The 26,326-nt window shown below is 58.5% G+C and carries 25 protein-coding genes and 3 pseudogenes; 10 read left to right on the forward strand and 18 right to left on the reverse strand.

Features of this window, described 5'->3' with window-relative positions:
• The 3 genes from EPK99_RS25635 to EPK99_RS04745 form a co-directional block, all read right to left on the reverse strand.
• Positions 1–187: DUF2269 family protein (locus EPK99_RS25635; RefSeq protein ID WP_245455654.1), on the reverse strand; the 187-nt coding region annotated here is incomplete at its 3' end.
• Positions 188–209: 22 nt separating this feature from the next.
• A complete protein-coding gene (locus EPK99_RS04740) occupies positions 210–425 on the reverse strand; it encodes a hypothetical protein (RefSeq protein ID WP_128441565.1) in 216 nt (71 codons plus the stop codon).
• The gene (locus EPK99_RS04745; RefSeq protein WP_128441567.1) at positions 425–2,356 is read right to left on the reverse strand and encodes a DUF4139 domain-containing protein; all 1,932 of its coding nucleotides are present in this window, start codon (positions 2,354–2,356) and stop codon (positions 425–427) included. The genes EPK99_RS04740 and EPK99_RS04745 overlap by 1 nt, the downstream gene beginning before the upstream one ends.
• A gap of 1,171 nt (positions 2,357–3,527) precedes the next feature.
• Here EPK99_RS04745 and EPK99_RS04755 point away from each other — a divergent pair.
• Both EPK99_RS04755 and EPK99_RS04765 read left to right on the forward strand, forming a co-directional pair.
• The gene (locus EPK99_RS04755; RefSeq protein WP_128441569.1) at positions 3,528–5,558 is read left to right on the forward strand and encodes a putative bifunctional diguanylate cyclase/phosphodiesterase; all 2,031 of its coding nucleotides are present in this window, start codon (positions 3,528–3,530) and stop codon (positions 5,556–5,558) included.
• Positions 5,559–6,472: 914 nt separating this feature from the next.
• Positions 6,473–6,832, forward strand: coding sequence for a PIN domain-containing protein (locus tag EPK99_RS04765; protein ID WP_205909047.1), 360 nt, complete (start codon positions 6,473–6,475; stop codon positions 6,830–6,832).
• A gap of 178 nt (positions 6,833–7,010) precedes the next feature.
• On the opposite strand, the pseudogene EPK99_RS04770 reads toward EPK99_RS04765, so the two are convergent.
• A pseudogene (locus EPK99_RS04770) lies at positions 7,011–7,840 on the reverse strand (PhzF family phenazine biosynthesis protein).
• A 187-nt stretch (positions 7,841–8,027) separates the two neighbouring features.
• Here EPK99_RS04770 and EPK99_RS26045 point away from each other — a divergent pair.
• Both EPK99_RS26045 and EPK99_RS25640 read left to right on the forward strand, forming a co-directional pair.
• The gene (locus EPK99_RS26045; RefSeq protein WP_128441571.1) at positions 8,028–8,531 is read left to right on the forward strand and encodes an Lrp/AsnC family transcriptional regulator; all 504 of its coding nucleotides are present in this window, start codon (positions 8,028–8,030) and stop codon (positions 8,529–8,531) included.
• 2 nt (positions 8,532–8,533) lie between these two features.
• Positions 8,534–8,909 (forward strand): annotated as a pseudogene (locus EPK99_RS25640) (recombinase family protein); the annotation flags it as partial.
• A gap of 141 nt (positions 8,910–9,050) precedes the next feature.
• Here the strand turns inward: EPK99_RS25640 and EPK99_RS04785 are convergent.
• From EPK99_RS04785 to EPK99_RS04795, 3 genes are all read right to left on the reverse strand, one after another.
• Positions 9,051–9,680, reverse strand: a complete 630-nt coding sequence (locus EPK99_RS04785; RefSeq protein WP_128441573.1) for a TetR/AcrR family transcriptional regulator — start codon at positions 9,678–9,680, stop codon at positions 9,051–9,053.
• Positions 9,681–9,704: 24 nt separating this feature from the next.
• Positions 9,705–11,231 carry an FAD-dependent oxidoreductase gene (locus EPK99_RS04790; RefSeq protein WP_128441575.1) on the reverse strand — a complete coding sequence of 509 codons (1,527 nt, stop codon included), beginning with the start codon at positions 11,229–11,231 and terminating at the stop codon, positions 9,705–9,707.
• Positions 11,232–11,391: 160 nt separating this feature from the next.
• Positions 11,392–12,291 carry a LysR family transcriptional regulator gene (locus EPK99_RS04795; protein WP_128441578.1) on the reverse strand — a complete coding sequence of 300 codons (900 nt, stop codon included), beginning with the start codon at positions 12,289–12,291 and terminating at the stop codon, positions 11,392–11,394.
• Between the two features lie 88 nt (positions 12,292–12,379).
• Between EPK99_RS04795 and EPK99_RS04800 the strand changes: the two genes are divergently transcribed.
• Both EPK99_RS04800 and EPK99_RS04805 read left to right on the forward strand, forming a co-directional pair.
• Positions 12,380–13,306 (forward strand): NAD-dependent epimerase/dehydratase family protein, encoded by a 927-nt coding sequence (locus EPK99_RS04800; protein WP_128441580.1) that lies wholly within the window; start codon positions 12,380–12,382, stop codon positions 13,304–13,306.
• A gap of 2 nt (positions 13,307–13,308) precedes the next feature.
• Entirely contained in the window at positions 13,309–14,049 is a 741-nt protein-coding gene (locus EPK99_RS04805) for an SDR family NAD(P)-dependent oxidoreductase (protein WP_128441582.1), read from the forward strand.
• Here the strand turns inward: EPK99_RS04805 and EPK99_RS04810 are convergent.
• Genes EPK99_RS04810 through EPK99_RS04825 form a run of 4 tightly spaced genes read right to left on the reverse strand, consistent with a single transcriptional unit; the run spans position 14,043 to position 16,281 of the window.
• Entirely contained in the window at positions 14,043–14,459 is a 417-nt protein-coding gene (locus EPK99_RS04810) for a hypothetical protein (RefSeq protein WP_128441584.1), read from the reverse strand. The two genes, EPK99_RS04805 and EPK99_RS04810, sit on opposite strands and share 7 nt — an antisense overlap.
• A gap of 17 nt (positions 14,460–14,476) precedes the next feature.
• Positions 14,477–14,866: a limonene-1,2-epoxide hydrolase family protein gene (locus tag EPK99_RS04815; RefSeq protein WP_128441586.1), complete on the reverse strand. Its 390-nt coding sequence runs from the start codon at positions 14,864–14,866 to the stop codon at positions 14,477–14,479.
• Between the two features lie 22 nt (positions 14,867–14,888).
• Positions 14,889–15,542, reverse strand: coding sequence for an NADPH-dependent F420 reductase (locus tag EPK99_RS04820; protein WP_128441589.1), 654 nt, complete (start codon positions 15,540–15,542; stop codon positions 14,889–14,891).
• Positions 15,523–16,281 carry an SDR family oxidoreductase gene (locus tag EPK99_RS04825; protein WP_128441591.1) on the reverse strand — a complete coding sequence of 253 codons (759 nt, stop codon included), beginning with the start codon at positions 16,279–16,281 and terminating at the stop codon, positions 15,523–15,525. Before EPK99_RS04825 ends, EPK99_RS04820 begins: the two co-directional genes overlap by 20 nt.
• A 110-nt stretch (positions 16,282–16,391) precedes the next feature.
• On the opposite strand from EPK99_RS04825, the gene EPK99_RS04830 reads away from it, so the two are divergent.
• Positions 16,392–17,321: a LysR family transcriptional regulator gene (locus EPK99_RS04830; protein ID WP_128441594.1), complete on the forward strand. Its 930-nt coding sequence runs from the start codon at positions 16,392–16,394 to the stop codon at positions 17,319–17,321.
• 53 nt (positions 17,322–17,374) lie between these two features.
• Here the strand turns inward: EPK99_RS04830 and EPK99_RS25465 are convergent, their stop codons facing one another.
• Both EPK99_RS25465 and EPK99_RS04835 read right to left on the reverse strand, forming a co-directional pair.
• The gene (locus tag EPK99_RS25465; RefSeq protein WP_205909049.1) at positions 17,375–17,620 is read right to left on the reverse strand and encodes an alpha/beta fold hydrolase; all 246 of its coding nucleotides are present in this window, start codon (positions 17,618–17,620) and stop codon (positions 17,375–17,377) included.
• On the reverse strand, positions 17,595–18,116 hold the full coding sequence (locus tag EPK99_RS04835; protein WP_205909050.1) for an alpha/beta fold hydrolase: 522 nt from the start codon (positions 18,114–18,116) through the stop codon (positions 17,595–17,597). The genes EPK99_RS25465 and EPK99_RS04835 overlap by 26 nt, the downstream gene beginning before the upstream one ends.
• A 98-nt stretch (positions 18,117–18,214) precedes the next feature.
• On the opposite strand from EPK99_RS04835, the pseudogene EPK99_RS04840 reads away from it, so the two are divergent.
• Positions 18,215–18,547, forward strand: a pseudogene (locus EPK99_RS04840) (MBL fold metallo-hydrolase); the annotation flags it as partial.
• A gap of 86 nt (positions 18,548–18,633) precedes the next feature.
• Here EPK99_RS04840 and EPK99_RS04845 read toward each other — a convergent pair.
• Positions 18,634–19,518 carry a LysR family transcriptional regulator gene (locus EPK99_RS04845; RefSeq protein WP_128441596.1) on the reverse strand — a complete coding sequence of 295 codons (885 nt, stop codon included), beginning with the start codon at positions 19,516–19,518 and terminating at the stop codon, positions 18,634–18,636.
• Positions 19,519–19,634: 116 nt separating this feature from the next.
• On the opposite strand from EPK99_RS04845, the gene EPK99_RS04850 reads away from it, so the two are divergent.
• Positions 19,635–20,096 carry a VOC family protein gene (locus tag EPK99_RS04850; RefSeq protein WP_128441598.1) on the forward strand — a complete coding sequence of 154 codons (462 nt, stop codon included), beginning with the start codon at positions 19,635–19,637 and terminating at the stop codon, positions 20,094–20,096.
• Positions 20,097–20,181: 85 nt separating this feature from the next.
• Positions 20,182–21,015 (forward strand): oxidoreductase, encoded by an 834-nt coding sequence (locus EPK99_RS04855; protein ID WP_128441600.1) that lies wholly within the window; start codon positions 20,182–20,184, stop codon positions 21,013–21,015.
• A gap of 136 nt (positions 21,016–21,151) precedes the next feature.
• On the opposite strand, the gene EPK99_RS04860 is transcribed toward EPK99_RS04855, so the two are convergent.
• Genes EPK99_RS04860 through EPK99_RS04875 form a run of 4 tightly spaced genes read right to left on the reverse strand, consistent with a single transcriptional unit; the run spans position 21,152 to position 26,265 of the window.
• Positions 21,152–21,556: a carboxymuconolactone decarboxylase family protein gene (locus EPK99_RS04860; RefSeq protein ID WP_128441602.1), complete on the reverse strand. Its 405-nt coding sequence runs from the start codon at positions 21,554–21,556 to the stop codon at positions 21,152–21,154.
• Between the two features lie 17 nt (positions 21,557–21,573).
• Positions 21,574–23,088: a sugar ABC transporter ATP-binding protein gene (locus tag EPK99_RS04865; protein ID WP_128441604.1), complete on the reverse strand. Its 1,515-nt coding sequence runs from the start codon at positions 23,086–23,088 to the stop codon at positions 21,574–21,576.
• Position 23,089: 1 nt separating this feature from the next.
• Entirely contained in the window at positions 23,090–24,145 is a 1,056-nt protein-coding gene (locus tag EPK99_RS04870; protein WP_128441606.1) for an NHL repeat-containing protein, read from the reverse strand.
• Positions 24,142–26,265 carry an ABC transporter permease gene (locus EPK99_RS04875; protein ID WP_128441608.1) on the reverse strand — a complete coding sequence of 708 codons (2,124 nt, stop codon included), beginning with the start codon at positions 26,263–26,265 and terminating at the stop codon, positions 24,142–24,144. Before EPK99_RS04875 ends, EPK99_RS04870 begins: the two co-directional genes overlap by 4 nt.
• Between the last annotated feature and the right edge of the window lie 61 nt (positions 26,266–26,326).

Raw genomic sequence — 26,326 nt, forward strand, 5'->3', positions numbered from 1 at the left:
GCTGAATAACCACCGCGCTGGCGGTAAAGAGCGTATCCGCCACAACCACTACCCCTGCGGTCCTCGCTACAAATCCGGCGTCTCCGGAGCGGTGCGCCATAAGCATGAAGAACGCGATCCCAGTTCCCGTCCCTAGAAGAACGATTGCGCCGAGGACATGCAAATATTTAAGGAGAAAATAGTCCAAGACAGTGTTCCACTTTCTTTGCTCACACCGAGGTAGGATGCCGGTCCGGGCGCACTGCCATGCGGTCGCGCACCGCCTCGTTCTCAGGGCGAGCGACGCGACGGAAGGTCTCGGTCCAGCGTTTGCGCAGGCTGAACACAGTCGCCCCGGGAATGGTGAGGGTAAGCCAAGACGATTGTTGACGACACTTACTCTGGTGTAATTGCGCCGCGGCCAGTCGATTAGCGACGATACTCATTAGAATGTCCTGATGATCGCTTTAACCTCGGCTGTAAAACCATCAAGAGCCTTGCGCAGCTCAACTCGCTGACCCTCGATTGAACCGAGCCTGTCTTCAAGCACGTTCAGCTGCTTGTCGAACCTGTTCTTCGTATCGCCATCGCCAACGGCGTGAAGATTTTCACGAACCCGCGCCTGCTCCTCTGACGCCCTGTTGTAATCTTGATCCAGCGCCTGCAGCTTCAGCTGAGCATCGTTTTGGCTACTGCGGGCTTTTGCAAGTTCTTCAAGCTTTGTTTTTGTTTCAGCGTCCACCGCCGCCTGCTGCCAGCTCTCCAAGGTGAAAACATCTGCATCGATCAAAGAGATCGTTTCGTCGTTCACCAACTCGAACCGTGTTTCGACAGTCTTCTGTTCACTGGCCATCAGTTTGACCTTGATGCGATAGTCGCTGGCCGTTGCTTCGTCCTGCGCGTCGGCCTTGAATGTCCATCCGCTTCGCTTTGGAACTTCCACAACGACCGTGCGCTCGCCGTCCTGAGCCCCGGTAATGTTGTAAGCCGCTGTTTCGACGGTCATTGACTTGGTGTGGATCATCCCATCGACCACTTTGAGGCTGACGATCCGCTGGTCGGATTTGATAGACGAGCTGACGTTGACCTTCTGATCTACTGCGAAGCTAACCGATTGCTTTTCACCACGCGGCAAGCCGTTGATCTGTGCGTCCCCGACATATCCAGCCGTGCCATCGTAAACGGTCATGATCCCAGGCGGCAGGCTGATCCCCGCATTGTTTTCGATCAGGGCGGCAGCGACCGGATGCTCGCTTGCCATGCCGGCCCGGTAAAGCGAGACCATCTCCGCCTTCACGCTTTGATCTATGATCGGGACTGAGATCGTATCGCCGTTCTTGATGTCATAAGTGCCCTTGAGAGCAAAAATCGAAGTCACATCATGCTCGGCAGCATTGGATTGCTCCCCGCCTGCCATTGCGAAGGGAGCCGGAGCGGGCATGCTATCTGTCATCAGCCTCGCCTTAGGCATGTTCGAAGCGTTGAATTCGCGCCTCGCGTCCATCGGCTCTGCGGTCGCGACCGCTGGCAAGCTCGCCGCCGCAGTGTCGACCAAGACTTCGGTGCGGTCACGCATGAAATGCTGATGCAGAGCTTGTTTAAGCGTGACCGGTTTGCCAGAAGAGAGCGTCACGCCGACGCCGTTCCAGTCTTCGCCCGAAGCATTTTCGAACACGGCCCAAGCCTGTAGCCGAACCTCACCTTCCTTACCGGTGACTAGGCGATATGACGTCTTCCAGATCGGTGCCGGAACGACATAGGAGATGTCGACCTCGCGGGCAGTCGACCCGTCCAGTTTCAGGGTTACGGTTCGTGCGCCATCGGTATTACCTTTGGCGATGACATCCATTGCTGTCCTGAGTTTGGCTTTAACGGTAGCGTCGAGGATTTCGACTTTCGTGCCTGGTACCGGGGCCATGGCAATTTCACCGGCATCTGTCATCAAGGAGAGCTGCCATGTCTTTGCAGTCTTTTCGCCCTCGCTGGCAGTCACTCCGAGGACAATGCCTTCCTTGTCACCGGCCTTGACCCGCGTTCCCTTGATGGCATCCAGCAGCTTTGGCATCGATGACAGGTCCGGCGCTTTGAACGGCAATGTTCGGAAGGTTTCTTCTACCGGATTAGGACCGGCAAGTGACAGGTTCTTGACCCGCCCTTTGCTGTCACGGACAATCAGGCTCTTGAGGACGTCATCAATCTGATCAAGCGGGACCTGAATGGTAATTTCTGAGTCGTTGCCGACCTCGGCCGACCTGACGATTTCGGCAAGGCCGCCGGACGACAGGGTCACGGATTTCACTGGACCATTCACGGCCGCAAAGGCAGTTGTTGAAACGAGGGCGATAAAAATGGCGGTAAGAACGCGCTTGGTAATCATGAGAAATCCCCGGCTGGACCATGGCGAAGCGCCAGGCAGCTCGTGGCTGCCAATTGACGATCATAAGTGTAGTTTTGCGTAATTTGAGGCACCGCCGCTGAACACGCTCCTCTTAAAAGGCATTAGGCGCAGTCTGGACTCGCCATTTTTGTTTGAGTTTGCAAAACCGGCACGACCGTTTGAGCGAACCCGCATAGTTGAAAAGCGGAGCATTCGCTGTTAATTTTCGTGGGAGTTTGATCCATATTCCGCTTCCTCGTGATCCACTTACGCCGAATAAATTGTTGTCGGATAATTCGTTAGACCGGATTTGGTGGGCTAACGCGAAATATAAACCGGGGTTAAATCCTGCTGAAACTCAACAGGCTGGCCGCAAGGTGCACGGCGAACCTGATTTGGACGCATCACCATCATACCAATCCAAGCACTCGTATTCAGTAATTGACCGATGTTCAATTAAAAAGTACAAAACACGAGATCGGAGGGGCAGCCGGCCAAACAGCCGCCTCGATCAACTTCTTTGCCTCTCAGCCGTTGGAGGTTTGGTCACACCAATTGCCCGCATCACGCATCGGTTCGGCAAAGACCATCGCCATCCGCATACTGGCTGAGAGGACGGGATCGTCAGTTCCGCGAAGGCATGAGGGGCGTCCCCGGCATGCTGCCATATCCGCTCCGAAACCACCTTAATCAATACGTCGCCGGCCGCGTGTCCGAAGGTGTCGTGACCAGTTTCAGCTTGTCTATGTCAGCCAGCAGGATCCACTGCTCCCGTAATGAGCCCAGATGCTTCAAGGGCCGTGATAACCGACCCCATCGACTGGGATCGCATACCCTCGGACCTGGCAAGGTTGGAAGTCGTCATTGGACCTCCCCTCTCCAGCCGCAGCGGCACCGATATCTGCGTCAGATCGCCGACATCCGCTTGGTCGCGCAGTCGACGTTTGAGCTTGCTCACGACGCTGCGCGATGATGGCGGCGGGTGGTCGGCTCGATCGTTCAATGGGGAGGATCTATAGCCAGATGTGAACAATGCGACGGCGCAGACATTTAGAAAACGGCAGCTATGACACGCTAAACGCCCCACAGTGTAGATAGAACGACAGCATCGTTGTAATTGCCTTCGCACATACTAGATTTACGTGTATCCGCCCTCTGCAAGGATAGATTCGTGCTCAGTCCGTTTGAGATTATGTTGACGAACACGACACAGGGCGTTGCGCTTCTGGATGCGGACCTGCGGGTCCTCTTTGGGAACGACCGCCTGTCGGAACTGCTGCAAATCTCAAAGTTGGCAGTTGGGGTCGACGCGAAGACGATCGCAGCGCAGATACCCATTTCTGACCAGCAAAAATTGGGGCTGACGAATTGGCTCACCGAAACGAAATCACTGCACCAGGAAATAATGATCGGCGACGGTCTCGTCTCCCTTGCCTTCATTCCTGTAGGTGACGGCGGATGGTTGATCCAGTGCGAGGATATATCGGCACTCGCCCGTCTAAGAAAAGAGCTTTCTGACCAGGGCAGCCTTTTCGATACCGCGTTAGACAACATGCCGCATGGTTTGTGCATGTTCGACGCCGATAAAAACCTGATGTTGTGCAACGCGGCCTATGCGCGCCTATACAATTTGCCGGAGCATCTGACACGACCGGGTACGCCCCTGGAGCAAATTCTCGGCCATCGGGTGACAGCGGGCAATGCGCCTGTTCATCGTGAAACCTATTTCGACGTGGTGGTCGAAGCCGCTTTGAAAGGGTCTACGGCCAACCAGAACACGTTGCTGCTGGATGACAGGGTTATTAAGATTTCACATCAGCCGATGGACAATGGCGGATATGTCGCCACCCATGAAGATGTCACCGAAGCGGTGCGCGCCGAAGAACAAATTAAATACATGGCTGGCCACGATCCACTGACCGGCTTGCCCAACCGAGCGCTGTTGCGGGAGAAGATCGACAGAGAACTCGCCGTCAGTGGAAAGACCACCGCGTTGCTATGTCTTGACTTGGACCGCTTCAAAGAGGTGAACGATACCCTGGGACATGCCGTTGGCGATGTCCTGCTCAAAGCGGTAGCAGACAGGCTTACGGCCTGCTTGCGCAAGGGCGACAGCATCGCACGACTTGGCGGTGATGAGTTCGTCGTCTTCCAGACGGATGTCGAAAGCAGAGACCAGGCCTCAGCCTTGGCCCAGAGGATCATTGACGTCATCGACGAAGTGTTCATCATTGATGGAAAACCCGTTCGCATCGGCGTCAGCATCGGCATTGCGATAGCCCCGGACGATGGCGACGTGGCCGAGTCTCTTCTGAGACATGCCGACACTGCTTTGTATAAAGCGAAGGCAAACGGCCGCGGCACCTATTGCTTCTTCGAAACCGCAATGGATGCCAATAGACAGGAGCGACGCGAACTCGAAATTCTCCTTCAGCAGGCCGTCGAAACCCAGCAGTTTGAAATTTACTATCAGCCGCAGGTAGATACAAACAGCGAACGGGTTGTGGGCTTCGAGGCGCTCTTGCGATGGCACCACCCTGAACGTGGCATAATCTCGCCGACTGAGTTCATCCCATTGGCGGAGGAAACCGGGTTGATCGTGCCCATCGGGGAATGGGTTTTGCGTCAGGCCTGCAAAGACGCCGCAAGTTGGCCGACAGATATCAGTGTTGCCGTCAACCTTTCTCCTGTTCAGTTCAAGAGCCAAACGCTTGCCCACGCTGTTATCTCCGCGCTTAGCGATTCGGGGCTGTCGGCCTCGCGTCTTGAACTCGAGATCACCGAATCCGTCCTGTTGACCGACAATGACACCGCCCTAGCGACCTTGCACCATATCAGGAGCCTGGGTGTGCGGATCGCGATGGATGACTTCGGTACCGGATATTCGTCGCTGAGCTATCTACGGCTCTTCCCATTCGACAAGATCAAGATCGATCAGTCTTTCATTCGCGAACTGGGAACCTCCAAGGATTGCGCGGCCATCGTGAAGGCGGTGGTCGATCTGGGCGCAAGCCTCGGTATTACCACCACCGCCGAAGGGGTCGAGACAACCGAACAACTCAGTCGCGTCAGGGAGCAGGGCTGTGGCGAAATCCAAGGCTACCTGTTCGGGAAGCCGCTGCCCCTGAGCAGTGTCAACGAACTATTGCAGCGGCAGTTGCCGGGGCTGCCTGATATGCTCGATTCCACATTTCGCAATTAAATACTAGGTAGAGGCCAAGGGCAAACGCTCGAACTATCGAAATGGGCTAGTGGTGGCCTTGCTGATCTATCCGGTCCGTTGCCGGCGGGTTTTCGACAAGTTCGGCCTCACGGATGCGGGCGCGGATAACTATGTCGCTCCGACAGAGCGGCAAGAATTTTGTCGTATCAGAGATCAATCCTCGACCCTGATACGAGCTCGTTTGATGGGGTGACGTTGCTCCATCCGCCAGCACCAACAACGGGACAGACTTAGTTTTCCTCTTCAACTAAACCAAGGACCGGAAGCCTCGGCCGGGCCACTCAATTCGTTCGACGTCGAGCCGACTCGCAACCTCCAGAAAGACGCAAGCACACCTTCCACGGGCGCGCGGCACCCGACGTGACCTTGAGTTTTTTCGCGATCATGCCGGCCGGGCCGCGAGATCACAAGCTCGATCAACCCGGCCGCGTGGTCGGAGCCGCCTGCGGATAGGTGGCCCAGACGCGAGTACAACGTGTACTCGGTCGAACCGGTACAGCGGCAAGCCACCATCTTCGGGACCAGTGACCACGCAATGCCAATTCAGGATCAACGCTGGTTGAACGGGAAGCAACCGATAGACTTGAGGCCGCCGGCACCGGCGAGGAGCTCATCGATTGCAGCCTTGCGGCTAGGGACGATGCTTAGGATTTGCGCCAAGCGATCACGCGCACCGGAGATTTCATTGGTGAAGCGGGCGGACAGGTCCTTTAAGGTCGGCGATGCCGGGTCTTGGGAAAGCGCGCGGCTTAGCCAAGTCGTCGACGTCCACATGCCGGCGGCCCCGCGAGGACCGAAAGTCGCAGCATTGCTTTCGTTTTGCAGGAAGCTCGAGTAGGCCTTGTTGGCCGCACTGAACCTTTGGGTAACATATCGCCGTCAAGAGTCGCGGCGTGAAGAAGAAGGCCTCATCCCAGAGGACCAGATCAGGGTATGAAGCGATGAGCGTTTGCGTCATCGATACTTCTGCGATCATGGCCTATCTCAATCAGGAGAAGGGAGCGGACACAAGCGAGGACTGGCTAGACCAAGGTGCTGCGATTTCGGCTCTATGCATCCACGAAACGATGGCGAACTTGGTTCGCAAGAACATTGATCGAGAATCAGCGCTTGAGATGATTGAGGCTCTTGGACTCGATACGTTTCCCTTGGATTTTATACTGGCAGTCGAGGGCGGAGCCCTAATCGCTGTGACGCAATCGAAAGGCTTGAGCCATGGGGACAGCAGATCGGGTATGGGCGGAGATCGCTGATGATGTTGGTGTTGAAGTGGTTTTGGTCCGGTAAACGATCACCGCCTATTTACGCCATTTGTCGCGATTGCCGTTGAAGACGGATCGTTGTCCGATGTCGCCGGACACGAATTTGAAGGGCAAGTTTTGGCCAGGTCAGGAAACGGCTTTTTGGACGTCGCGCGCGGCGGGTCGCACATCACATCGCCACGGATTCGCCGCTGACAAGTACCGGTGTGCCGACCGGTGTGCCGTAACGGACATGGAGCCGTGACGGACGCCCCATATCGCTGCCTTGCAGAATGGTGATCTCACCTTCGGTCAGAATGCCTGTGTCGCGCAACATCCCCGTCAGGGCTGCCGCAGCCGCAACGGTCGCCGGATCCTCGAGGACGCCGCCCGAGGCAAAGGCGTTACGCGCATGAAAAAGCCAGCCCGTCTCGCACCAGACGAACGCCACCGTCACAAATCCATGACGCCGCATAAAGTCACGGCCGGCTCCCAGATCATAGCTCATCGCGCTCAGCCGTTCGCGGCTATTCAGCGGGACGAATAGGTGCTCGGCGCCAGCGTTCATGCGTCTAGGCGGAAGGCTCGTGTCGAGGTCGTCTCTGGAATAGCCGAACAGCGCGAGGGTTTCCTCAATAATGGAATCGGGAACGGCCCCGTTGCGGGTCGGAAGCGATCGAAGCGTAGAATGCCCCCTGCCGCCCTCTTCGTCTGCTTCTACCTCAATCTCGCCCTCTGCCAGGAACAGTCGATAACGTCCGGGTCCGTTCGCTCTCGCGAGCGCGGCACCTAAGGCGATCGTCGCATGTCCGCAGAATGGAACCTCGGTCTCAGGCGAGTAATAACGGGTTTTCCAGCCGCTCCTTGCGGCGCCGCGAATGCGGTTTCGGAAAAGCCGACCTCCGCCGCAATGCGCTGCATTTGCTCAACATCCGGGAGCACGTCGCCGATAACGACACCGGCCGGATTTCCACCTGCTCCATAATCGGTGAGCGCCGCTATCCGCTGGATCGTTGTCATTGAATATCTCCTTAATTTCAAAGAATGATAGTGGTCTCAAACCGAAAAGTACCAACGTAACAAAAGGCCAAATCACTATATTTAGATGATTTTGGAAAGCTTCAGGGCGATAATAGCTTACATGAGCAAATCAGCCCTGGATGACATCGACCGCCGGATCATCGATCTGCTGATCTAAGATTGTCGTATGAGCTTGCGTGCTATCGGGGCCGACGTAGGTCTCACCGCACCCGCAGTGCGCGACCGCATTCTCAGACTGGAAGACATTGGGATCATCGAAGCGTTCAGTGTTCGCTTGAATGCGAGGGCGCTCGGGTTTGTGCTTGAAGCCATCCTGACCGTGGAACCGTTGCCGGGGAAACTTCGAGCGGCAGAACACGCCTTACGCGATATACCGGAGGTTATAGATTGCGTTGTCGTTACGGGCGAGGACTGCTTTGTCGCGCGGCTCGTGCTGAATGACGTGAGCGACCTAGACCGCCTGCTGGGGCCACTGCACGATATCGCCCGTACCAAAACAAGTATCGTGCATCGCAAACCCATACCGCCGCGCCGACCCCCCGTTCTAAGCCGCTCTTCGCCTACAAATCATAAGCGCCCAAACCCAAATCGGCCAGTTGCCCTCGTTGCGGCCGTGCTCCCACCGGTGGACGCGAAATCAATCGTTCAGACAAATCTCGAAGCCAAGTGATGATCTCCTCTGCACAAACCTGGCTCCCGACCGTCCAACTTCGCCCAAAACACAGCTGGGACAATGTCGTACGGGTCGTCAATCGCAGAGGCCATGACTGAACGGTGGAAAGGCTACGTCGCCGGGCATCGTATGGTCCGTGAGACGCTGGCCGAGCCTGAGCTGTTGGTCCGTTCTCCGCGCCGCGCGCCAGAAGATCACCTCATGAAGCTTGTCGCAGCGACTGCCATTGCCGATCCTAGCCTATCATTGCGCGACATTGCCAGCCAGCTTGATCAGATAGGAGAGCGACCGGCGCGGCGCGGACACAAAAGGCAGCCATCGTCCGTTGGTAACCTGCTGGATGAGGCGCATCGGTTCGGTCTTATCCGTCGTTGAGGGCACGGAGCTTTCAGGTGACGGCAAGACTGAAACCGGTCTGAGATTGCCGCCGGTACGAACCAGCTCCAGCAGGAAGATCGAGTATGTCCGCTCCGTTTTTCTGCTCTGTCCTCGAACAAAGGCGCACGCTCAATTCGTTCACGACCTGACGAGTAGGCCATGCAACACCGTTTCGGCATGCTGGGTGGCCAGCATGCCGAGCTCGGGAGCATGCTGGCTGTCCGATCCGAACACCTCCTGGAACAGCACGCCCAGCACCATCGGCCCGACGATCGATATGGCGAACAGGCCCGGGTCCCCAGCTCGCACTTCGCCCCCCGCCTGTGCCGCTGACACCAGCTCCGTCAGTCGTCCGAGGATGCGGGCGACGACCTCGTCGTGCCAGATTCGCGCCAGGTCCGGAAAGGCCCGGCTTTCCGCGAGAACCATCCGTACGATGCCAGGAACGCGCCCGTCACCCATCCGGCCGGCGGCCCGTTTCAGCAGCATGGGCACTAGGTCGGCGATGGAGCCGTTGAATGCGGCCGAACTCTGCTCGAGCGCCTCCAGATTGGCGGTCAGCGCTTCACGCGCCGTGGCGCGGAACAGGTCTTCCTTGGTCTCGAAATAGAGATACAGCGTCCCCTTGGCGACGCCCGCGCGTTTGGCGACGTCGGTCAGCTTGGCGTTGGCGAAGCCGTGTTCAACGAACACGTCCATGGCTGCGTTGACGATCTCCGCCGGACGGGCATCTTTACGGCGGCGCCTTTTGGGTGTCGTGTCAGTCATGTGCTGTCCCCCTGACCTGGAAACCTAAGCTTTCAGGGTGATGCCCCGATCGAACAGGTATTTGTCGAGCGTGGCCGCCGATCCCTGGGGGTCTGCGATGGCCACGTACGTATCGGGGCGTAGCAGATAGGCCGCATTGTGCGCCAGCCCCGCCTTTTTTTGCTCCGGCTGCCAACTGAAGACGTGCAGCGGAATCCCCTGGTCGCGGCACCAGGTGCTGAGATCGGCCTGGGCTTCCCCATAGACGTGCACCTGCCAACCGATCGCCGCGAGTGGCGCGTAGTTATCGGCACCTACAACGGGCGCCCATGGCAGACGATCGCCGCCCTGCACACTTCCCGCCTTGCCCACACTCAACGGGCTGTCGTCATAGCTGAGCGTCGTTTGGGAAACAATCCGGAACATGTATTCGCGCACATTCTCGCTGCGATAGGCAACGCTGATAAAAGTCGGCGCGATGCGCGTCCGCACGAACTCCGCAAAGCTGCCTTCGGCGGTGGCGAAGGTGAACAGCTTGTCGGTGGTTTCGACGAGTTTGCGGGCAAACGCCTGGCGCTCCACCGCGTAACTGTCGAGCAGGCTGTCGGGCGCCTGACCCTTGACCACTGCCGTAAGCTTCCACGCCAGATTGATGGCGTCCAGGATCCCCGTGTTCATACCCTGGCCACCGGCTGGGCTGTGCACGTGGGCGGCGTCGCCGAGGAGGAACACGCGCCCGCGCCGGAACTGGTCCGTGACGCGGTGGTGGACGCGGTACGTCGAGAACCAGTTGACCTTGTCCACCGTGACGTTGAGGCCGCGAATAGCTTCCTGGCCCACGTCTTCGAAGCTCAGCGCTTCAGGGTGCTCGGCACGCTCGCCGCGCACGGTTCCGATCAGACGGTACTGGTTAGCCTCGCCGTAGGGCATGACCAGCACAAAATCGGACTTGTCGAGCGCCACGTGTGCTTCGCCCGCAGGGTTTACACCGCTTGCCACAACGTCGGCAACGTAGAACAGCTGCTTATAGGTACCGCCCTTGAACCCACCGCCGATCTGATGGCGGACGGGGGAGCGTGCCCCGTCGCAGCCGGCAAGATAAGCAGCCGTGCAGGTTTCTTCCTGACCATCACGAAGTCTCAGGATAGAAGTGACGTGGTCGCCCTTGTCTTCAAACGACAGCAGTTCGGTCTGGCGTTCGACCTCAATCCCGAGGGCGCTAAGCCGTTCGACCAGCAGCCGTTCATGCCGGTCCTGGGGGAACACCAACACAAACGGGTAAGGCGAGATCTCCTCGCCCGCGTCAGCCAGCGGGACCTGCGCCTGCCGCTTGCCACGCGCCCACATGTTCATGGCCGGGGTCTTGTAGCCCGCCTTCACGACGGCATCCGCCATGTCGAGCTGGCGGTAGAATTCCAAGGTGCGAGCCTGCACCGCCATGGCCCGTGAAGTTTCGCCCGGCCCGCTGCTCTTGTCGATGATCCGGATTCTAAGGCCCTGCTTGGTGAGCCAGAGTGCAAGGGCCAGGCCGGTCGGGCCTGCCCCGACAATGAGAACGTCTGTCTGTGTCATAGCTTTCTCCATTTAATGACTTTCGGGTCATTAGATGGTTAATCCAGCAAGAGTCAATGTTCTAGGATTGCGCCAGCTGTTTGACTAAGCCCTGTCGCGTGTTTCCGGCGCAGGCCTTAGTGGCAAAGCGAATAAGGAGCTGTATTCTCTCTGGTCCGATCTAACTACTTCCGCTTCCCGCGGCGCCTATGCGATCCAGTAGCCAACGCCCGGCCGGACCAGGCATAGCGTCTGCCTTGTAGATGGCCCGCATTGGAAGAATGCCTGGGCCAGGTCCCTCCAGCTTGATCTGTACCAGTCGTCCCTCCGCCAGATCACTTGCGACCATGGGCAGCGGCATATGCCCCCACCCTAGTCCCGCAACGAGAAATGACTGCTTCGCACCAAGGTCTGAAAGACGCCAGGTGTTCTTGCTTTGAACACCAAGGTCGATGCCTCTGGTCAACTCGGACCGATCCGTCAGCACGAGCTGCGTTTCGGCCTCGGCCAGCTCAAGCGGGATTGGCCCTTGCCATCTGGCGAGTGGATGTCCAGGCGCCACGACGGTCGCCATTTCCACCGCAAACAGACGCTCCGACGTCAGCGAAGGCGGGATCAGGGGGTAGGTGCCCATCACACCAGCACTGCATCGACCGTTGACGACGAGCTCGGCAACTGCGCCGAGCGCCTCGACGTGAAGACGAAGTGGCGTTGTGGGGAATTGAACGGCAAAGTCACCAACCACCTCGGTCAGCAGGGCTTGCGGAAACATCACGTCGATCACGATGGACAAGAATGGCTCGAGACCTTCGGAAAGCCTGCGAGCTGAAGCTTTTAACGTATCTGAGTCGCGGACGATCTGGCGCGCGCTGGCAAGAAGTCCCCGTCCCGCTGGCGTCAGTTCCGGATAACGACCGATCCGCTCAAAGAGGGACAGACCGAGCTGGCCTTCGAGATTGGCGATCGCCTGACTGACGACCGATTGCGCCCTGCCAATCTTTCTGCCAGCCGCAGAGAAGCTTCCCTCGTCAACGGCGGCGACAAAGGTTCGGAGATGATCGAGCTGAAGACCGTCGAGCATGTATCTGCCTTTCCGATAGATGGTATCCAATCATATAGGCTACACGGTGAGACGTGAAACCTCCATCTGTCGGTGGAAGGAGTTTCATATGCCTCAGAAGATTTTTGTCATCGGTGCGACCGGCTATGTCGGCAACGGCATTGCATTGTCCCTGCAGTCGAAGGGTCATGGTGTTAGTGGGCTGGTCCGATCCGAGCGTTCGGCCTCGCAGCTTCAACAAGCCGGCATCAGACCTGTGCCCGGAGACGTGCTGGAAGACCTTCCATCCGTTCTGGAATGTGCAGTGGTTGCCGATACCGTCATCTACGCCGCACAGATACCGCTCGACAGGGAACCCGACGTCATCCGCAGCCTATGCGACAGGCTTGCTGGCAGCGGTAAGACCCTGATCTTTCTGTCCGGAAGCGGCGTCTTGATGCAGCGCACGACCGGCGCCTGGAGTTCGGACAGCTTTGCCGAGGAGGATATGTTCGTCCCCGAGCCGCTGGCGCTGCCACGCGTTGAAGCGGAGGGGCTCGTGCGGGCGGCGGCCCATCATGGCGTCCGGTCGATGGTGGTTCGGCCGCCCGTCATCTGGGGGCCAGGCGACAACGGCCCCGTTGCCAGCACCTATCGCTCGATCGCGACGACCGGCGCCGCCTGCTACATCGGCACTGGCCTGGCAACCTACGCAAATGTCCATAGCGCCGATCTTGCTGAACTCTTCTCGGTCGCCCTTGAACGCGGCAAGGCCGGCGCGCTTTATCATGCCGTCGGTGGCGAAATCCCCTTTCGCTGGATCGCCGAGGCCGTCGCCCGCGATATGAATGTTCCAAGCCGCAGCCTGACCATGGATGAGGCAACCGAGGTCTTCGGGCCGTTTGGCGCCCTGATGCAATCAGCCTCCAGTCGCCTGCGCGACGCGAATACGCGCCAGGAACTTGGCTGGACCCCCACTCATCTCGACATGCTGTCGATGATTGGAGAGCCGCGATTGCGGGCTCTCGCGCAACCATCAATCACCAAGGAGAAATGACCATGAAAACGCATGAAAACAAGGTGGCGATCGTCACCGGGAGCCGGCTGGGCATCGGACGCGGCATCGCGGAGCTTCTCGCCGAGCGAGGCGCGACAGTCGTTCTGGTGAACCGGACGGATAGTACCGAGATCGCCCAATCAATCGGCAACGGTGCGATATCCATTATCGCGGACGTCGCCACCGAAGCGGGTTGGGACGAAGTCGCTGCACAGGTTGGGCAACGCTTCGGCCGTGCCGACATTCTCGTTCATGCGGCGGGTATCTATCCCATGGCCACGCTGGGACAGATGACGCCGGACGAATGGCGGCGGGTCATGGCCGTCAATCTCGACGCCCACGTTCTCGGCGCCCGCGCAATCGTGCCACTGATGCGCAAAGCCGGCGGCGGCTCGATCGTCGCAATCGGCTCCGATGCGGTCGGCATGGTTACCCCGCCGGGCATGGGCTTCTCGCATTACATCACCTCGAAAATGGGTGTGGTCGGTCTGGTCCGGGCATTGGCCAATGAGCTGGCAAGCGACAACATCATCGTCAACGCGGTCCATCCGGGGATCACCGATACCGAAGGCGCAAGCGGGATGCCGAATGAACAAAAGGCTCAGGTCTATATGATGCAGGCGATCAAGCGCCTGGGAACGCCGGCCGATATCGCCGGGCCCGTCGCCTTCCTGACGAGCGATGATGCGCGTTTTGTCACCGGTCAGACGCTTGTCGTCGATGGCGGATTGCTTCGTCACTGATCTGAAGTCGAACAGTGGGTTGCTGGGACTATTGCGACCAGGATGCGACACTCAAGGCGGCCGGCATCTACCCATGTTTCGGTAAATCGCGGCCCATACGAGCCGCGATTTTTTGATATCAACACTGCAGCGTTGGCTAAGCCTGTCTTGCGCATGAATATCAACGACACGGCGCGCGCCGAGTAAGCGCTCCACTTCGCCGTCGTGTCGCCATTGCCGCGGGTATCCGTGGTAATGACGGGGTAGCCGGCCTGCTGCATCTGGGCTGAGGTAGTGATATTCGGAGCGCAGATCGTCATGCCGGGGGATTTCCAGGATAACAGAGCCATCGCCACCGGTATCTTCATCCGCGACGCGGCCGCCTCTGTTTCGATGAACTGTGTGTGTGAAAAAATCGCTAACTGGCTCAAGGAACGCGGGACCCACTTCATTTTTTGATGAGGTCAAGCTGCCGTGCAAAGTCAGCGGGGTCGAAATAGTCCCGCCAGACGGTGATCACACCGCCCTCGACCGTTATTGTGCCCATGACCGGCAGCGTGATCGTGCCGCCGCCTTTACGCGTGAAGATATCGACACGTTCATTGAGCACAACGTTGCCGGCGGCTGCGATATTGATGACTTTCCAATCCACTGTGAACGCCGTTCCGACGCCGAAGTCCCGGTGGAATTTGCGTACGTTCTCACGTCCGACGATGTCAGGGAACGGGACATTGTCGTAGAGGACGTCGTCCGAGAGCATCGCAAGCGCATCGTCGATGCGGTTGGCGCTCCAGTGGTCGAAGAATATTGTTGCGATATCGATTGGGGTTGCGGACATGGTCTGTCTCCAGGCTCGAGGTTCAGGCGAACTTGACGAGATTGATAGCAGGCAACGGCCCGCCGGGAAATTGCGTGAGCTTGGCACCGACCGAGATCGGTCCGAGGTCGATGCCGGCAAAACCCAGCTTTGCGATCAGTGCAGCGACTTCGGCCTTCGCCTTGGCATCGTCGCCGGAATAGAAGAGGACACGTTCTCCGCCTTCGGCATGCGGGTCGGCGGAGAGAAGATTGGCCAGAAGATGATTGAAGGCCTTCACGACGCGCGCACCCGGCACTAGGTCGGTGAAGATCTCCGTCGACAGACGGCCGTTCAGGTCGGCAGGCTTGAACAGCGGCGCCTCGATCGGGTTGTTGGCGTCGATGACGATCCGCCCGTTCCACTCCGACAATTCTGAAAGTGCAGCCGGAAGCTTTGACCACGGTACGGCGACGAGGACGATGTCGGCCTGCGCCGCGGCTTCGATGGATACTGCCGCCGAGATGTGAGGTTCCAGTTCCTTGACGAGGCCGGATAGTGTCTCCGGGCCGCGACTATTGGCGATTGTGGCTGCAATGCCGTTGCGAGCAAGGGCCTTCGCGAAAGCAGAGCCGATATTGCCCGCGCCGATGATACCGATGGTGGTCATGTGTCTTCTCCTTGATATCAGTTGAAATTCAGGCGGATTGGCCGCCATCGACATTCAGCGTAGCGCCGGTAATGTAACCCGCGTCGGGGCCGGCGAGGAATGCGACTGCAGCGGCAATGTCCTCCGGCTGGCCGTAGCGACCGAGCGCTGCGAGCTTGATCAAAGTTTCGGCAAACGGCCCGTCCTGCGGGTTCATGTCGGTGTTGATCGCTCCCGGCTGGATGATGTTGACTGTGATGTTGCGCGGCCCAAGGTCGCGGGACCAACCGCGGGTATAGGCAGCGACCGCGGCCTTGGTGGCGACGTAGTCCGCAGCGCCGGCGAAGGGAACATGCACAGCGCCTGTCGTCCCGATCGATACGATCCGGCCACCATCGCTCATCAACGGAACTGCCGCGCGAACGGCTGCGACCACACCTTTGACGTTGATGTCGATCTGGCGATCGAAGGCTGCGAGATCGGTTTCAGGGTCGCCAACCATGCCGGTGACGAAGACGCCCGCTGAGTTGACGAGGATGTCGAGCCGTCCAAGGAATGCGTGCGCCTTGCGGACCAGCGCGGAAACTTCCGCCGCTACGCCCTGATCCGCCTTGATGGCGAGCGCCCGGCCACCGCTGGCTTCAATCTCTTTCACGAGGCTGTCGGCGCCAGAGGCGGACGCGGCATAGCTGAACACGATATAGGCGCCATCCCTAGCAAGACGCCGTACGATGGCTGCCCCAATGCCGCGCGATCCGCCCGTGACGAGGGCAGCCTTACCGGCCAGTGGTTGGTTTGTTACGGTCATTATGTTCACTCCACACGTCGTTCGATGAAGAGAAGATGGCTTCATTATTCCTCTATGATTAGCCGGTAATGCGGGATATCAATTTCAAGCAATTCTTGAAGGCGATAGTTGTGGAAAGTCTCGCGAATCTGGAATCTTTTGCCCGAAGCGCCGAACTCGGCAGCTTCTCGGCTGCCGCGCGACGGCTTGGACTCACGCCTGCAGCCGTGAGCCGCAACGTGGCCGCGCTGGAGGCGAGCCTGCAACTGCGTCTCTTCCACCGCAGCACGCGCAGTCTGAATCTCACGGAGGCCGGCGAACGGTTCCTACTGTCCATCAGGGATCATCTGGAAAATCTTCAGGGCGCGATCGCCGATATCGCGCACTCAGGGGGAGAGCCTGCGGGCGTTCTGAAGCTTAGCATGGGACCGACGTTCGGGATCGGATACATTCTGCCGATGCTGCCCGAGTTCATGCTGCGATATCCGCTGATCCGCCCCGAATGGATGTTCGAGAACCGGCAGGTCGATCTGATCGCAGAGGGATATGACGCGACGATCGGCGGCGGCTTCGAACTTGCGCAAGGCATCGTCGCCAGGACGCTTGCTCCCGCCCATCTCATCGCCGTGGCTTCGCAGGATTATCTGCGGGGTCGTCCCCTGCCCGCCTCTCCTGCAGACCTTTCAGCCCTGGATGGCATCGCGATGCGGTCCCTGCGCACTGGTCGGATCCCCCAAAGGCTGATGAGAAATGCATACGGGGACGAGCAGGCGGTCTCGCTCAAGGAAACGATTGTGGTGAACGATCCGGCCGCGATGCGGGCCGCATCCCTGTTAGGACTCGGAGTCAGCCTGATCGTCAAGGCGGATGCCCTTCCGCATCTCGAAAGCGGGAAGCTCATACGGCTGCTGCCGTCATGGTGGGTCGATGCTGGGCCGATATCGATCTACTACGCAAGCAGACATCTCGTCCCTTTAAAGACGCGGGTATTCGTCGATTTCGTGGTGGAAGTCTTCCAGCGGGAGAGATATCCGGAACGGTTTGCAGGAAGCCTGGGGTAGAGAACACGAGATGTTTCCCGCCTTGATGAAGAAGCCTGTCTCGCGCATGGCTCTCAACGGGCGGCCACCTCCTTGGCGAAAGCGAGGAGGTGCCTGGCCAGCTGAGCGGGCTGCTCCTGTTGGATCCAGTGACCTGCGCCTTCGATCATCTGGATGTCGCCCATCCTCGTCGTCGCCATCGTCTTCATCTGGTCGAGCGCGCCCGCCCCCTCGATGATCATGGTCTCGGCCTTGAGCTTGTCCGCCAGCATATGGGCTTCGGCGACAGCATCTTTAAAGTCGGGGTCCTTGGTGCCCATGACAATCAGCGCCGGCACGCTGGTCTTTTCCAGTATCGCCGTGGTATGCCTTGGAGAGGCCGATCATCGCGCGCAGGGCATCCATGCGTCCCGGCTCCCGCAGGTTCCGCGTGATTGCGGCCTTGACCTCAGCGTGATCGACGGGCTTTTTGGTCGGAAACAGGCTGTCCCAATACATGGTCCAAAACCCGACACGCCAAGGTCCGGCAAAGCCGACGCCCAAAGCCAACTTCTGAACGAAAGATACTTCGAGATCGCGCACGATCGGCCCAAGCAGTACGACGCCGTTGACCTGTTCCGGCGCATCCTGCGCCGCCCAAAGGGCAGAGCCTGCCGCGAATGAATTGCCGAGGATCGTGGCTGGACCGACACCGAGATGCTTCAGCACGGCGATGGCGTCACGGCCGACGGCACGTGCCGAGTAATCGCTCCACTTCGCCGTCGTCTCACCGTAGCCGCGGGTGATACCGACTTCTGGTTGTCGCCGACAACGCAAGGTAATCCGACATGATGAAGAGCTTCCTGCAAGGCGCAAAGATATCACTGGCCCCGTAGGTCGCGGCAGGCAAAGTCGCGCCGTTCAACGGCGACAAAGAGATCGTGCCAGGAATAAAATCATGGGCGAGCCATGGTCACACGCCAGGTCATTCTTCATATGTGGTCGAAAGCAAAGGGCAGAAACTCGTGGTGGTCGGCGATCTCATTCATGTTGCTGCCGTCCAGTTCAAGGACCCGTCGATTACGATCGATTATGACGCCGACGACAAGGAGGCGGCTGCGCAACGAACCAGGATCTTTACGCAGTTGGCAAAGGAAGGTGGTTGGGTTGGGGCTTCTCACCTCTCCTTTCCAGGCCTTGGACATTTGCGCTCTAACGGCAAATCCTTCGCGTGGATACCGGCGAACTATACGACGCAGTTGAAATAGCTAGACGAACAGGATGCCGCGTCTTTTGGTGCGGCATCCGGGAGGCCGACGTAGGCCTCTCCGCAGAGAAGAAGCCGCGAACGGCACTATACGCGAAGCGCATCGATGACGGCGCGCAGGCCGGCGGACAGATATTTCCGTGTCGGATAATAGAGATAAAGCCAGTCCTCGGGCGCACTCCAGGATGCCAGGCATTCGATCAGGCTGCCATTCTCGATATAGGGGCGCGCCCGTTCTTCCCAGACATAAGCCAGTCCCACGCCCGACAGTGCTGCCTCGACCATCAACTCATGGTCATCCAGCGACAGAGAGCCATTCGGCTCAAACTCGATGATCTTGCCAGCGCGGCTGAACTCCCAGGCATAGGGCTTGCCGCTCGGGTAGATATTGCGGATGCAAACATGGTGACGCAGATCATCCGGGGTCTTGGGGAGCGGATGATGCTCGAAATAGGCCGTGGAGCCCACGACGGCAAACCGCAGCCGCGGTTTGATCTTCACAGCCGTCATGCCATCGCGCAGGCTTTCGCCGCGACGTATGCCGGCATCGAAGCCCTCCTCCACAATGTCGACAAGCCGGTCGGTGGCGACGATTTCCAGCTGGAGACCGGGATTTTGTGCGATGAGCGGACCAATGACCGATCGGAACACGAACGGTGCCACCGAATTGGGCGCGTTGATGCGAACCTTGCCAAACGGCGTGTCGCGAAACTGGTTGAGCGCATCCAACGCGGAGCCGATTTCCCCGAATGCCGGTGACAGTTGCGCAAGCAACATTGCGCCGGCATCGGTCAGCGACACGCTGCGGGTCGTCCGGTTGAGCAGGCGGATTCCGACACGTGCCTCGAGATTCCCCACCGCATGGCTGATCGCCGACGCCGTCACCCCGCGCTCTTCGCCGGCCCGGCGAAAGTTGCGATGACGGGCAACCGCATCGAAGGCGGCCAGTTCCGAGAGATCCGTACTGCGCATTGTCAAATTTCACTCATCATTGAGAGGAGGATTATCTCTCTAATTCTTAATCTCGAAAAGATCCAGATTGCTCCTCGCAAACCGGCGCTGTGCCGGACCAAACAGGAAACAAGACAATGGCCGACTTCATTCCTCCCGCCCGTGACACGACATCGCCCTTCGCTGACATGCGTGGTCATCACGTTGCCGTCCGCACGCCGGACCTGGAAACCGCGAAACGCTGGTATGTCGAGAAGCTCGACTTCCGTGTCGTGGCTGAATGGGACTATGCCGACGAGCATCTTGCCTATCTCGCCCCTGCCACGGACGATCATTTCTATGTGGAAATCCTGGGTGGCGGTGATCCGTCGCCGGCAGACGTCCGCCCCTATACCGATCTCGGCGATAGCCTTAAATATGCCGGCTACCACCATTTCTGCCTGAATGTCGCAAGCGTTGACGCCACCGTCGAGGCACTACGCGCGCGCGGCGTCACCATCGTCACCGAGCCGTTCGAGCTTTTGGCGATCAGCCGGCGCCTTGCCTTCTTCTGCGATCCCTTCGGCAATCTGATCGAGCTGGCAGAAGTCCTGCCATGAGCGTTTTCCACCCGGCTGGCCGCCACGGAATCGCGGTGGCCAGACGTCCCGTCCCTTATCTCCTCGAAAATCAAGGAACATCCTCATGAAAATCTGGTTCATCACCGGCGCCTCGCGTGGCTTTGGCGCCCTCATCACTACGCGTGCTCTTGCACAGGGCGACGCCGTCGTCGCCACCGCTCGCAATCCAAAGGCGATCACTGATCGGTTCGGTGAGCACCCCAACCTGTTACCTGTCGCACTGGATGTCACAGACGACAAACAGGCGGCCGCAGCGGCGAAAGCCGCGATCGATCGCTTCGGCCAGATCGATATCCTGCTCAACAATGCCGGGTTTGGACTGATGGGCGCTATCGAGGAGGCGACGGTGTCGGAAATCGAGGCGGTCTACCGCACCAACGTTTTTGGCCTGCTCAACGTGACCCGCGCCGTGCTGCCCTTCATGCGGCAGGCGCGCTCCGGCCGCATCCTGAATATCTCATCGATCGGCGGCTATCGCGGCGCAGCAGGCTTCGGTGTCTATTCCTCGACGAAATTTGCCGTCGAGGGCCTGAGCGAAGCCCTGCATGACGAACTCGCGCCACTTGGCATCCATGTCACCGTCATCGAGCCGGGTTATTTCCGCACCGATTTCCTCGACAGCTCGTCCTTGTCGGTCAGCGGCAATATCATCGGCGATTACGCAGAAACTGTCGGCAAGGTGCGCACGATAGCGGCCGGGCTCAGCCATAACCAACCCGGCGATCCTCAAAAGCTGGCGGAAGTGCTGATCGCCTTCTCTGATGCCCCCAGTCCGCCGGTACGCCTGCCGCTCGGTAGCGACACGGTCGCCGCGATCGAGAAAAAGCACGCACAAGACGCTGCCATCCTCTCCGAATGGCGCACTGTCTCGGTGTCGACTGACTTCGCCGCTGACTAATGAAGACGGTCGTCCGGTTGAGCTTCGGTGCGACGGGAGGTCGCTGTCGGGCCTCCCTCCGCCTTGAAAGGACCGGAGCCGCAAACCGATTGATCGGGTCGCAGACCCAGATTAAACGACGTCGCCTGCCCGGTGATTAAATCAGGAACTCCACATCGACAGGGATTTGCATTGAGGTAACAAGATGATTTGTCTGGCCCGCCAACCCAATCACCGCCAACAACTCCCCGTGCTGCTGAGGCGTCATCCCTTTCGCCTTGGCCGCGGCGGTGTGTGAATGGACGCAGTACGAGCAGCCGTTGGCCGTCGAAACCGCGATGTAGATCATCTCCCTCACCAGAGGATCGAGCGCACCTTCCACGGTCATGACCGCCTTGAGGGCCTCCCAAGTACGCTTCAACAAGGCGGGGTCGTTTGCAAGACCCCGCCAGAAATTGTTGATGAAATCGGAATTGCGGGTCGCCCGAATGTCATCAAAAACCGACTTAACGGCAGGAATGGCTTCGGCTTCTTCGTTGGTCAGCAACGGAACGGTCGACATGTTTTCTCCAATGGCAATTAGTGAACTGCAGCATACATGATCTTCTCTTCAGTGGACTCACTCGGGGAAAACTCTTCCACGATGCGCCCTTGGCGGCAGACGAGAATGCGGTCCGACAGATTCAAGATTTCCGGCAGGTAGGATGATATCACCACGACGGCGAGACCCTGGTCCGCGAGTTCGTTGATGATCTGGTGGATCTCGGCGATAGCGCCCACGTCGACCCCGCGCGTCGGCTCATCGAAGATCACAAGACGCGGCTTTTGGACCAGCCCCCTGCCGATCACCACCTTCTGCTGATTGCCGCCGGAGAGTTCGACGACGCGTGCGTTCTCATTGATCGCTTTGATATTCAGCTTCTGCGTCCATTCGGAAGACAGCTGGTGCATTTCACTCATGCTGATGACCGAGCTCTTCTCCCGTCCGGCCGCAAGCAGACCTGAAAACAGGTTCTCGGCGATCGACATCGTCTCGAAAAACCCTTCGCTTTTTCGATCTTCCGTCACGTAGACGATACCGTCGTTGACAGCGTCGCGAGGAACGGCATAGCGAACCGGCTTGTCATCGAGTTCAATCGTACCGCCGCGCTTGAAGTCACGTTTGTAGATGCCGGAGACCACCTTGAATGTCTCTGTTCGCCCCGATCCAATCAATCCGAAGACACCGGTGATCTGACCCTGGAAGATCGAGAACGAGTTGTTTCTGACGACATTGCTCATCGACAGGTCTTGTACGGACAATACCTTCTTACCGGCCTTGCGAAGCTGTGTCCCGTCGCGCTGGCGATACAGTTCTCCGGATAGTGTTCGACCAACCATAGCGGATATGATCTTGTTGCGGTCGTAGCTGGATGTCTCGCCCGATGAGACCAGTTCGCCGTCTCGCAGAATCGTAATGCGATCCGAGAGCATCAGCGCTTCTTCAAGCGCGTGACTGATGAAGACGATCGACACGCCTTGCGATTTTAAGCGCCGGATGAGAGCAAAGAAATGGCGCTTCTCCTCCGGCGTAAGCGTGGCCGTCGGTTCGTCGAAGATAATGATTTCGGCATTGTGGTGAACGGCTCGGGCAATTTCGACCATCTGCCTTTTTGCGGCGCCGAGCGTCTCGACCATTGCCGTTGGATCAACCGGGAAATTAAGCGACTGGAGAAATTGCTGTGCCGAGATGTAAATACCGCGCAAGCGATTGAGGAAGCCCTCTGTACCGAGATAGAGGTTCTGAGCCACGGTCATCGACGGAACCAGACTGGTCTCCTGAAACACCATCGCGATGCCCGCATTAAGGGCAGCGTGTGGTGACGCGTAGCTTATCTCCTTGCCGCGGTGGAACATCTTCCCGGAAGTCATTTCGACCACGCCGGCGACGATTTTCGTCAGGGTGGACTTACCCGCCCCATTCTCTCCCAGCAGGGCATGAATTTCGCCTCGGCGTAGATCGAAACTGACATTCTTGACGGCGGGCACACCACGATAGGCTTTCGTGACGCCTTCGAGGCGGATGATCGTTTCTTTGGTAGCATCAACTAGCATGTCAGTGAATCTCCGCGACGTCGATTGCAACGATGCAGTCACCGCCCTTGGAGGCGACGAAGAGCTTTCCATCGACCTCCACTCCACTCGTTGTTCCGTGCCTCAACCCATTGGCTCGGCTATGAAGGCTTGCGAGCGGCTGCAGGTTGGCGTCGAGTTTCACCACGAGCCCATAGGACCGGCTGGGGGACCAGGGTTTGTGTACACCCATGGTTTTGATGCCGCCACACTGAAGCGGCTCCAGGAAGCTTCGACCGGACGACAATGCCGGTGCGATCCAGAACTCCGAGGGAACGTGTTGGATCATGTCGCGCCGGTAATCTGTCTCGGCCAACACGAACTCGATCAGGCGGTTTCGCGGCGCAAACATCGAAAGCCATGCGCCGCCATCCGATGACGGCATCAATCTCGCGGGGTAGCATGGGAGGTGATCTAGAACGACTGTCAGTTCGCCAGACGACGTCAGACGCAGGATGCGATGCTTCCAGCTTTCCGTGAAGGCGACGCCATCCGGCTGCGGGAGAAGACCATATGGGAAAGCCAAGTTACCGACCACCTTCTCAAATGTCGCCTGCCCTCCACTTTCCAGCTTCCAAATGCTTCCGGATGCTCCCTTACCCATGAGATCGGCCGTCCATTGGGAGGGCCGGAGGCCGACAGCGCCATTTGCAAGCCAGAGAGAATTGTCCCGGTCGAAAGCGAGTGCAGTGATGCAGCCAACCTCGGCCGGCATTTTGATATCAACGTCACCAAGCCGCAACTTGCCTGAATCCAGACCGACAGCAAATGTGCCGGCGGCCGACACCGCCAGTGCCGTGATCGGAGAAGCGAATGACTGAAGCAGGACTGGTTGAGTGTCACTCAATCTGATCTCGTAGATACCCGGGCCGCTGCTGCCGACGAGAACGCTCCCTCGCAACGCCAAATTGTCCACTGAGGGAAGACCGACCACGACGTCTGCTTCATCCAGACGCGAATTCGGCCTGAACGCGCCGTCCAGCGGTGGTATCGTGATCGCCTTGCCACGGAAAATATCCAGTATCGGATCGAGGATCATTGTTGGCCTCCCCAGTACGAAGACGGTCCGGTCCACGTTTCGTCGCTTCCAGCGATTTCAAACCGACCGATACGGTTGTTCAGGATACCGCCGACGAAAAGAAATCCCCTATGCTCGCGCATGGAGGTGACCATTGGATGCGAAACGCCGGAGAGATCGGCCATGGCATCTCGAATTTGGCCCTGGTCATCGAACTTGACGACACCACCGGTGTTGATGTTTGGGAACAGCCAATCATCCTGTGGCAGACGGCGCGTCATTCGCTTGCGCATCCCCGGATGCCGCAGCGACAGATCGAAGCTTGGAGTTCTCATGCCGAGCCACGCCATCCAATAGGTGCCGTCCGAGGCCCTATTTATGTTGTCTGGATATCCGGGCATATCGGAAATGACGCATTCAGCGATGCCTGCCTTCGGGCCGCTCAGCCAATACCGATGAACGCGGCACGCCCAACTCTCGGCGAAGAAGAGCGAGTTTCCATCGTGGGCGACGCAGACACCGTTCGTATAGCGATATCCATCCAGCAAGGTTTTTGTCGAACCGTCTTTCGGGTCGTAGACGAGGAGGCGACCCGTGGCGCGGTTCTCGATTGAATCCAACGCCCAGTCATGCGCGTCGTAGCGCTTCGTGGAGTCCGTGAAATAAATGCGTCCGTCTGGTGCGATATCACAATCATTGGGATCGCGAAGCCGCGCGTCATCGACGACCGATGTCCATGACCGCGAGGTCTCTGCCGTGAGTTTTCTGACCGACCGGTCCGGCGAGATTGAGTACAGACCCATTGCGCCGACACAACTGATGAGGTTTTCATCCTTGTCGAATGCCAGGCCCAGCGGGAAACCGCCGATGTGTGCGAACACCTCCGATCGCTGGTAGTCGGGCGCGAAGAAACGGACGATCTCGCCATGCCTCGTCCCACAATAGAGGTGATCATTTCGATCGAGGATGACGTCCTCGGGACCTTCGAGCTGTCCCAGTCCAATGTATTCGGTCCGAGAAAGTCGGTCATCCAGCGCATAAGACGTGCCCGAGCCCGGCACGGCAGACTTCGCCTCTCCCATGCGCAGATAAACAGGTGCCACATAGACCTCGTTCAGGACCTTGTGCCGATTTTTGAGCCAGCGAATATCCACGGTCACGGCGACCGCGAGCATCAATCCGAGCACCATCTGGTTGGTACCGGTTCCATAGCCGAGGCGAATGAGCCCATTCGTCATGACCAGGACGATGATCGCCCCCATCAGCCCCTTTACCACCGATCCGCGTCCGCCACCGAGACTGTTGCCTCCGACGACCGCCGCAGTCAGCGCCAGAATTTCAAGGTTCAGCCCGGTGCCAGGCCCTGCGCCGCTCAGGCGGCAAGCGATCAGGAAGCCGGCGATCGAGGAGCAAAACCCGGAGAACACATATGTGAGGAAGACTGTCTGCTTGACCTTGATGCCGGCGTTGTGGGCGGACCGCCTTGAGCCGCCCACGGCCAACACATGCCAGCCAGGTCGAGATCGCGTCAACGCGATGTGGGTTATCACGACGAAGATCAAGGCGGTGAGCACGGAGATCGAAATGTCGAGGAAGGTGCCGTCGCCGACGAAATCCCAGACATCCGACATGGCCATCGACATCTGGATTTGTGCGGCAAAATTCACGACCAGAATGTCATAGACCGCCCTGCCGATAATGAAGGTAACCAGTGTCGTCAGAAATGCCCGGAGCCTCAGGAAGCCGACGAGGTAGCCATTGATCGCACCGAAAGCGACCCCGGTCAGAATCGAGGCCAGAAGCGCGATCCACACGGGTTGTTCGAAGATGAAGAATACCGAAACCGCGGCAAAGCACGAAAGAGCGAAGATCGATCCGACGGAAAGGTCAATGCCGCCGCCGAGCATGACGACGGTGAGCCCAGTCACCACAATCGAAAACTCGCCGAGTTGCCGGGTAGAGTCCTGCAGGGAGGTCAACTTGAAAAAGCCGGGGATCGAAGAGCCAAACCCCGCAACCACGATGACAAGCGCAAGAAAAGGAATGGCGTTGTCAGTCCATCGCTTCGTCAGGATCTCCCCGATGAGATGATCGGGAATGAGATTGTAGCGCCATGCCTGCAGACGGTCTCGAAATGCCATTTATGACCCGAACAAAATTTAGGAAAAGGAAAGCGATGGGCACGAGTACCCCTTCCCCAAA

Origin of the sequence: Neorhizobium lilium (assembly GCF_004053875.1) — a bacterium.
GTDB lineage: Bacteria > Pseudomonadota > Alphaproteobacteria > Rhizobiales > Rhizobiaceae > Neorhizobium > Neorhizobium lilii.

Bases quoted from the DNA above. Each gene is read 5' to 3' on its own strand.
- EPK99_RS04820 (WP_128441589.1), bottom strand. From the start codon at position 15,542: ATGGCGGCCAATCCGCCTGAATTTCAACTGATATCAAGGAGAAGACAC.
- EPK99_RS04855 (WP_128441600.1), top strand. From the start codon at position 20,182: ATGAAAATCTGGTTCATCACCGGCGCCTCGCGTGGCTTTGGCGCCCTC.
- EPK99_RS04785 (WP_128441573.1), bottom strand. From the start codon at position 9,680: ATGACTGACACGACACCCAAAAGGCGCCGCCGTAAAGATGCCCGTCCG.
- EPK99_RS04860 (WP_128441602.1), bottom strand. From the start codon at position 21,556: ATGTCGACCGTTCCGTTGCTGACCAACGAAGAAGCCGAAGCCATTCCT.
- EPK99_RS04870 (WP_128441606.1), bottom strand. From the start codon at position 24,145: ATGATCCTCGATCCGATACTGGATATTTTCCGTGGCAAGGCGATCACG.
- EPK99_RS04845 (WP_128441596.1), bottom strand. From the start codon at position 19,518: ATGCGCAGTACGGATCTCTCGGAACTGGCCGCCTTCGATGCGGTTGCC.
- EPK99_RS04740 (WP_128441565.1), bottom strand. From the start codon at position 425: ATGAGTATCGTCGCTAATCGACTGGCCGCGGCGCAATTACACCAGAGT.
- EPK99_RS04875 (WP_128441608.1), bottom strand. From the start codon at position 26,265: ATGGCATTTCGAGACCGTCTGCAGGCATGGCGCTACAATCTCATTCCC.
- EPK99_RS04795 (WP_128441578.1), bottom strand. From the start codon at position 12,291: ATGCTCGACGGTCTTCAGCTCGATCATCTCCGAACCTTTGTCGCCGCC.
- EPK99_RS04800 (WP_128441580.1), top strand. From the start codon at position 12,380: ATGCCTCAGAAGATTTTTGTCATCGGTGCGACCGGCTATGTCGGCAAC.
- EPK99_RS04825 (WP_128441591.1), bottom strand. From the start codon at position 16,281: ATGACCGTAACAAACCAACCACTGGCCGGTAAGGCTGCCCTCGTCACG.
- EPK99_RS04805 (WP_128441582.1), top strand. From the start codon at position 13,309: ATGAAAACGCATGAAAACAAGGTGGCGATCGTCACCGGGAGCCGGCTG.
- EPK99_RS26045 (WP_128441571.1), top strand. From the start codon at position 8,028: ATGAGCTTGCGTGCTATCGGGGCCGACGTAGGTCTCACCGCACCCGCA.
- EPK99_RS25465 (WP_205909049.1), bottom strand. From the start codon at position 17,620: ATGGGCACCAAGGACCCCGACTTTAAAGATGCTGTCGCCGAAGCCCAT.
- EPK99_RS04815 (WP_128441586.1), bottom strand. From the start codon at position 14,866: ATGTCCGCAACCCCAATCGATATCGCAACAATATTCTTCGACCACTGG.
- EPK99_RS04850 (WP_128441598.1), top strand. From the start codon at position 19,635: ATGGCCGACTTCATTCCTCCCGCCCGTGACACGACATCGCCCTTCGCT.
- EPK99_RS04865 (WP_128441604.1), bottom strand. From the start codon at position 23,088: ATGCTAGTTGATGCTACCAAAGAAACGATCATCCGCCTCGAAGGCGTC.
- EPK99_RS04745 (WP_128441567.1), bottom strand. From the start codon at position 2,356: ATGATTACCAAGCGCGTTCTTACCGCCATTTTTATCGCCCTCGTTTCA.
- EPK99_RS04790 (WP_128441575.1), bottom strand. From the start codon at position 11,231: ATGACACAGACAGACGTTCTCATTGTCGGGGCAGGCCCGACCGGCCTG.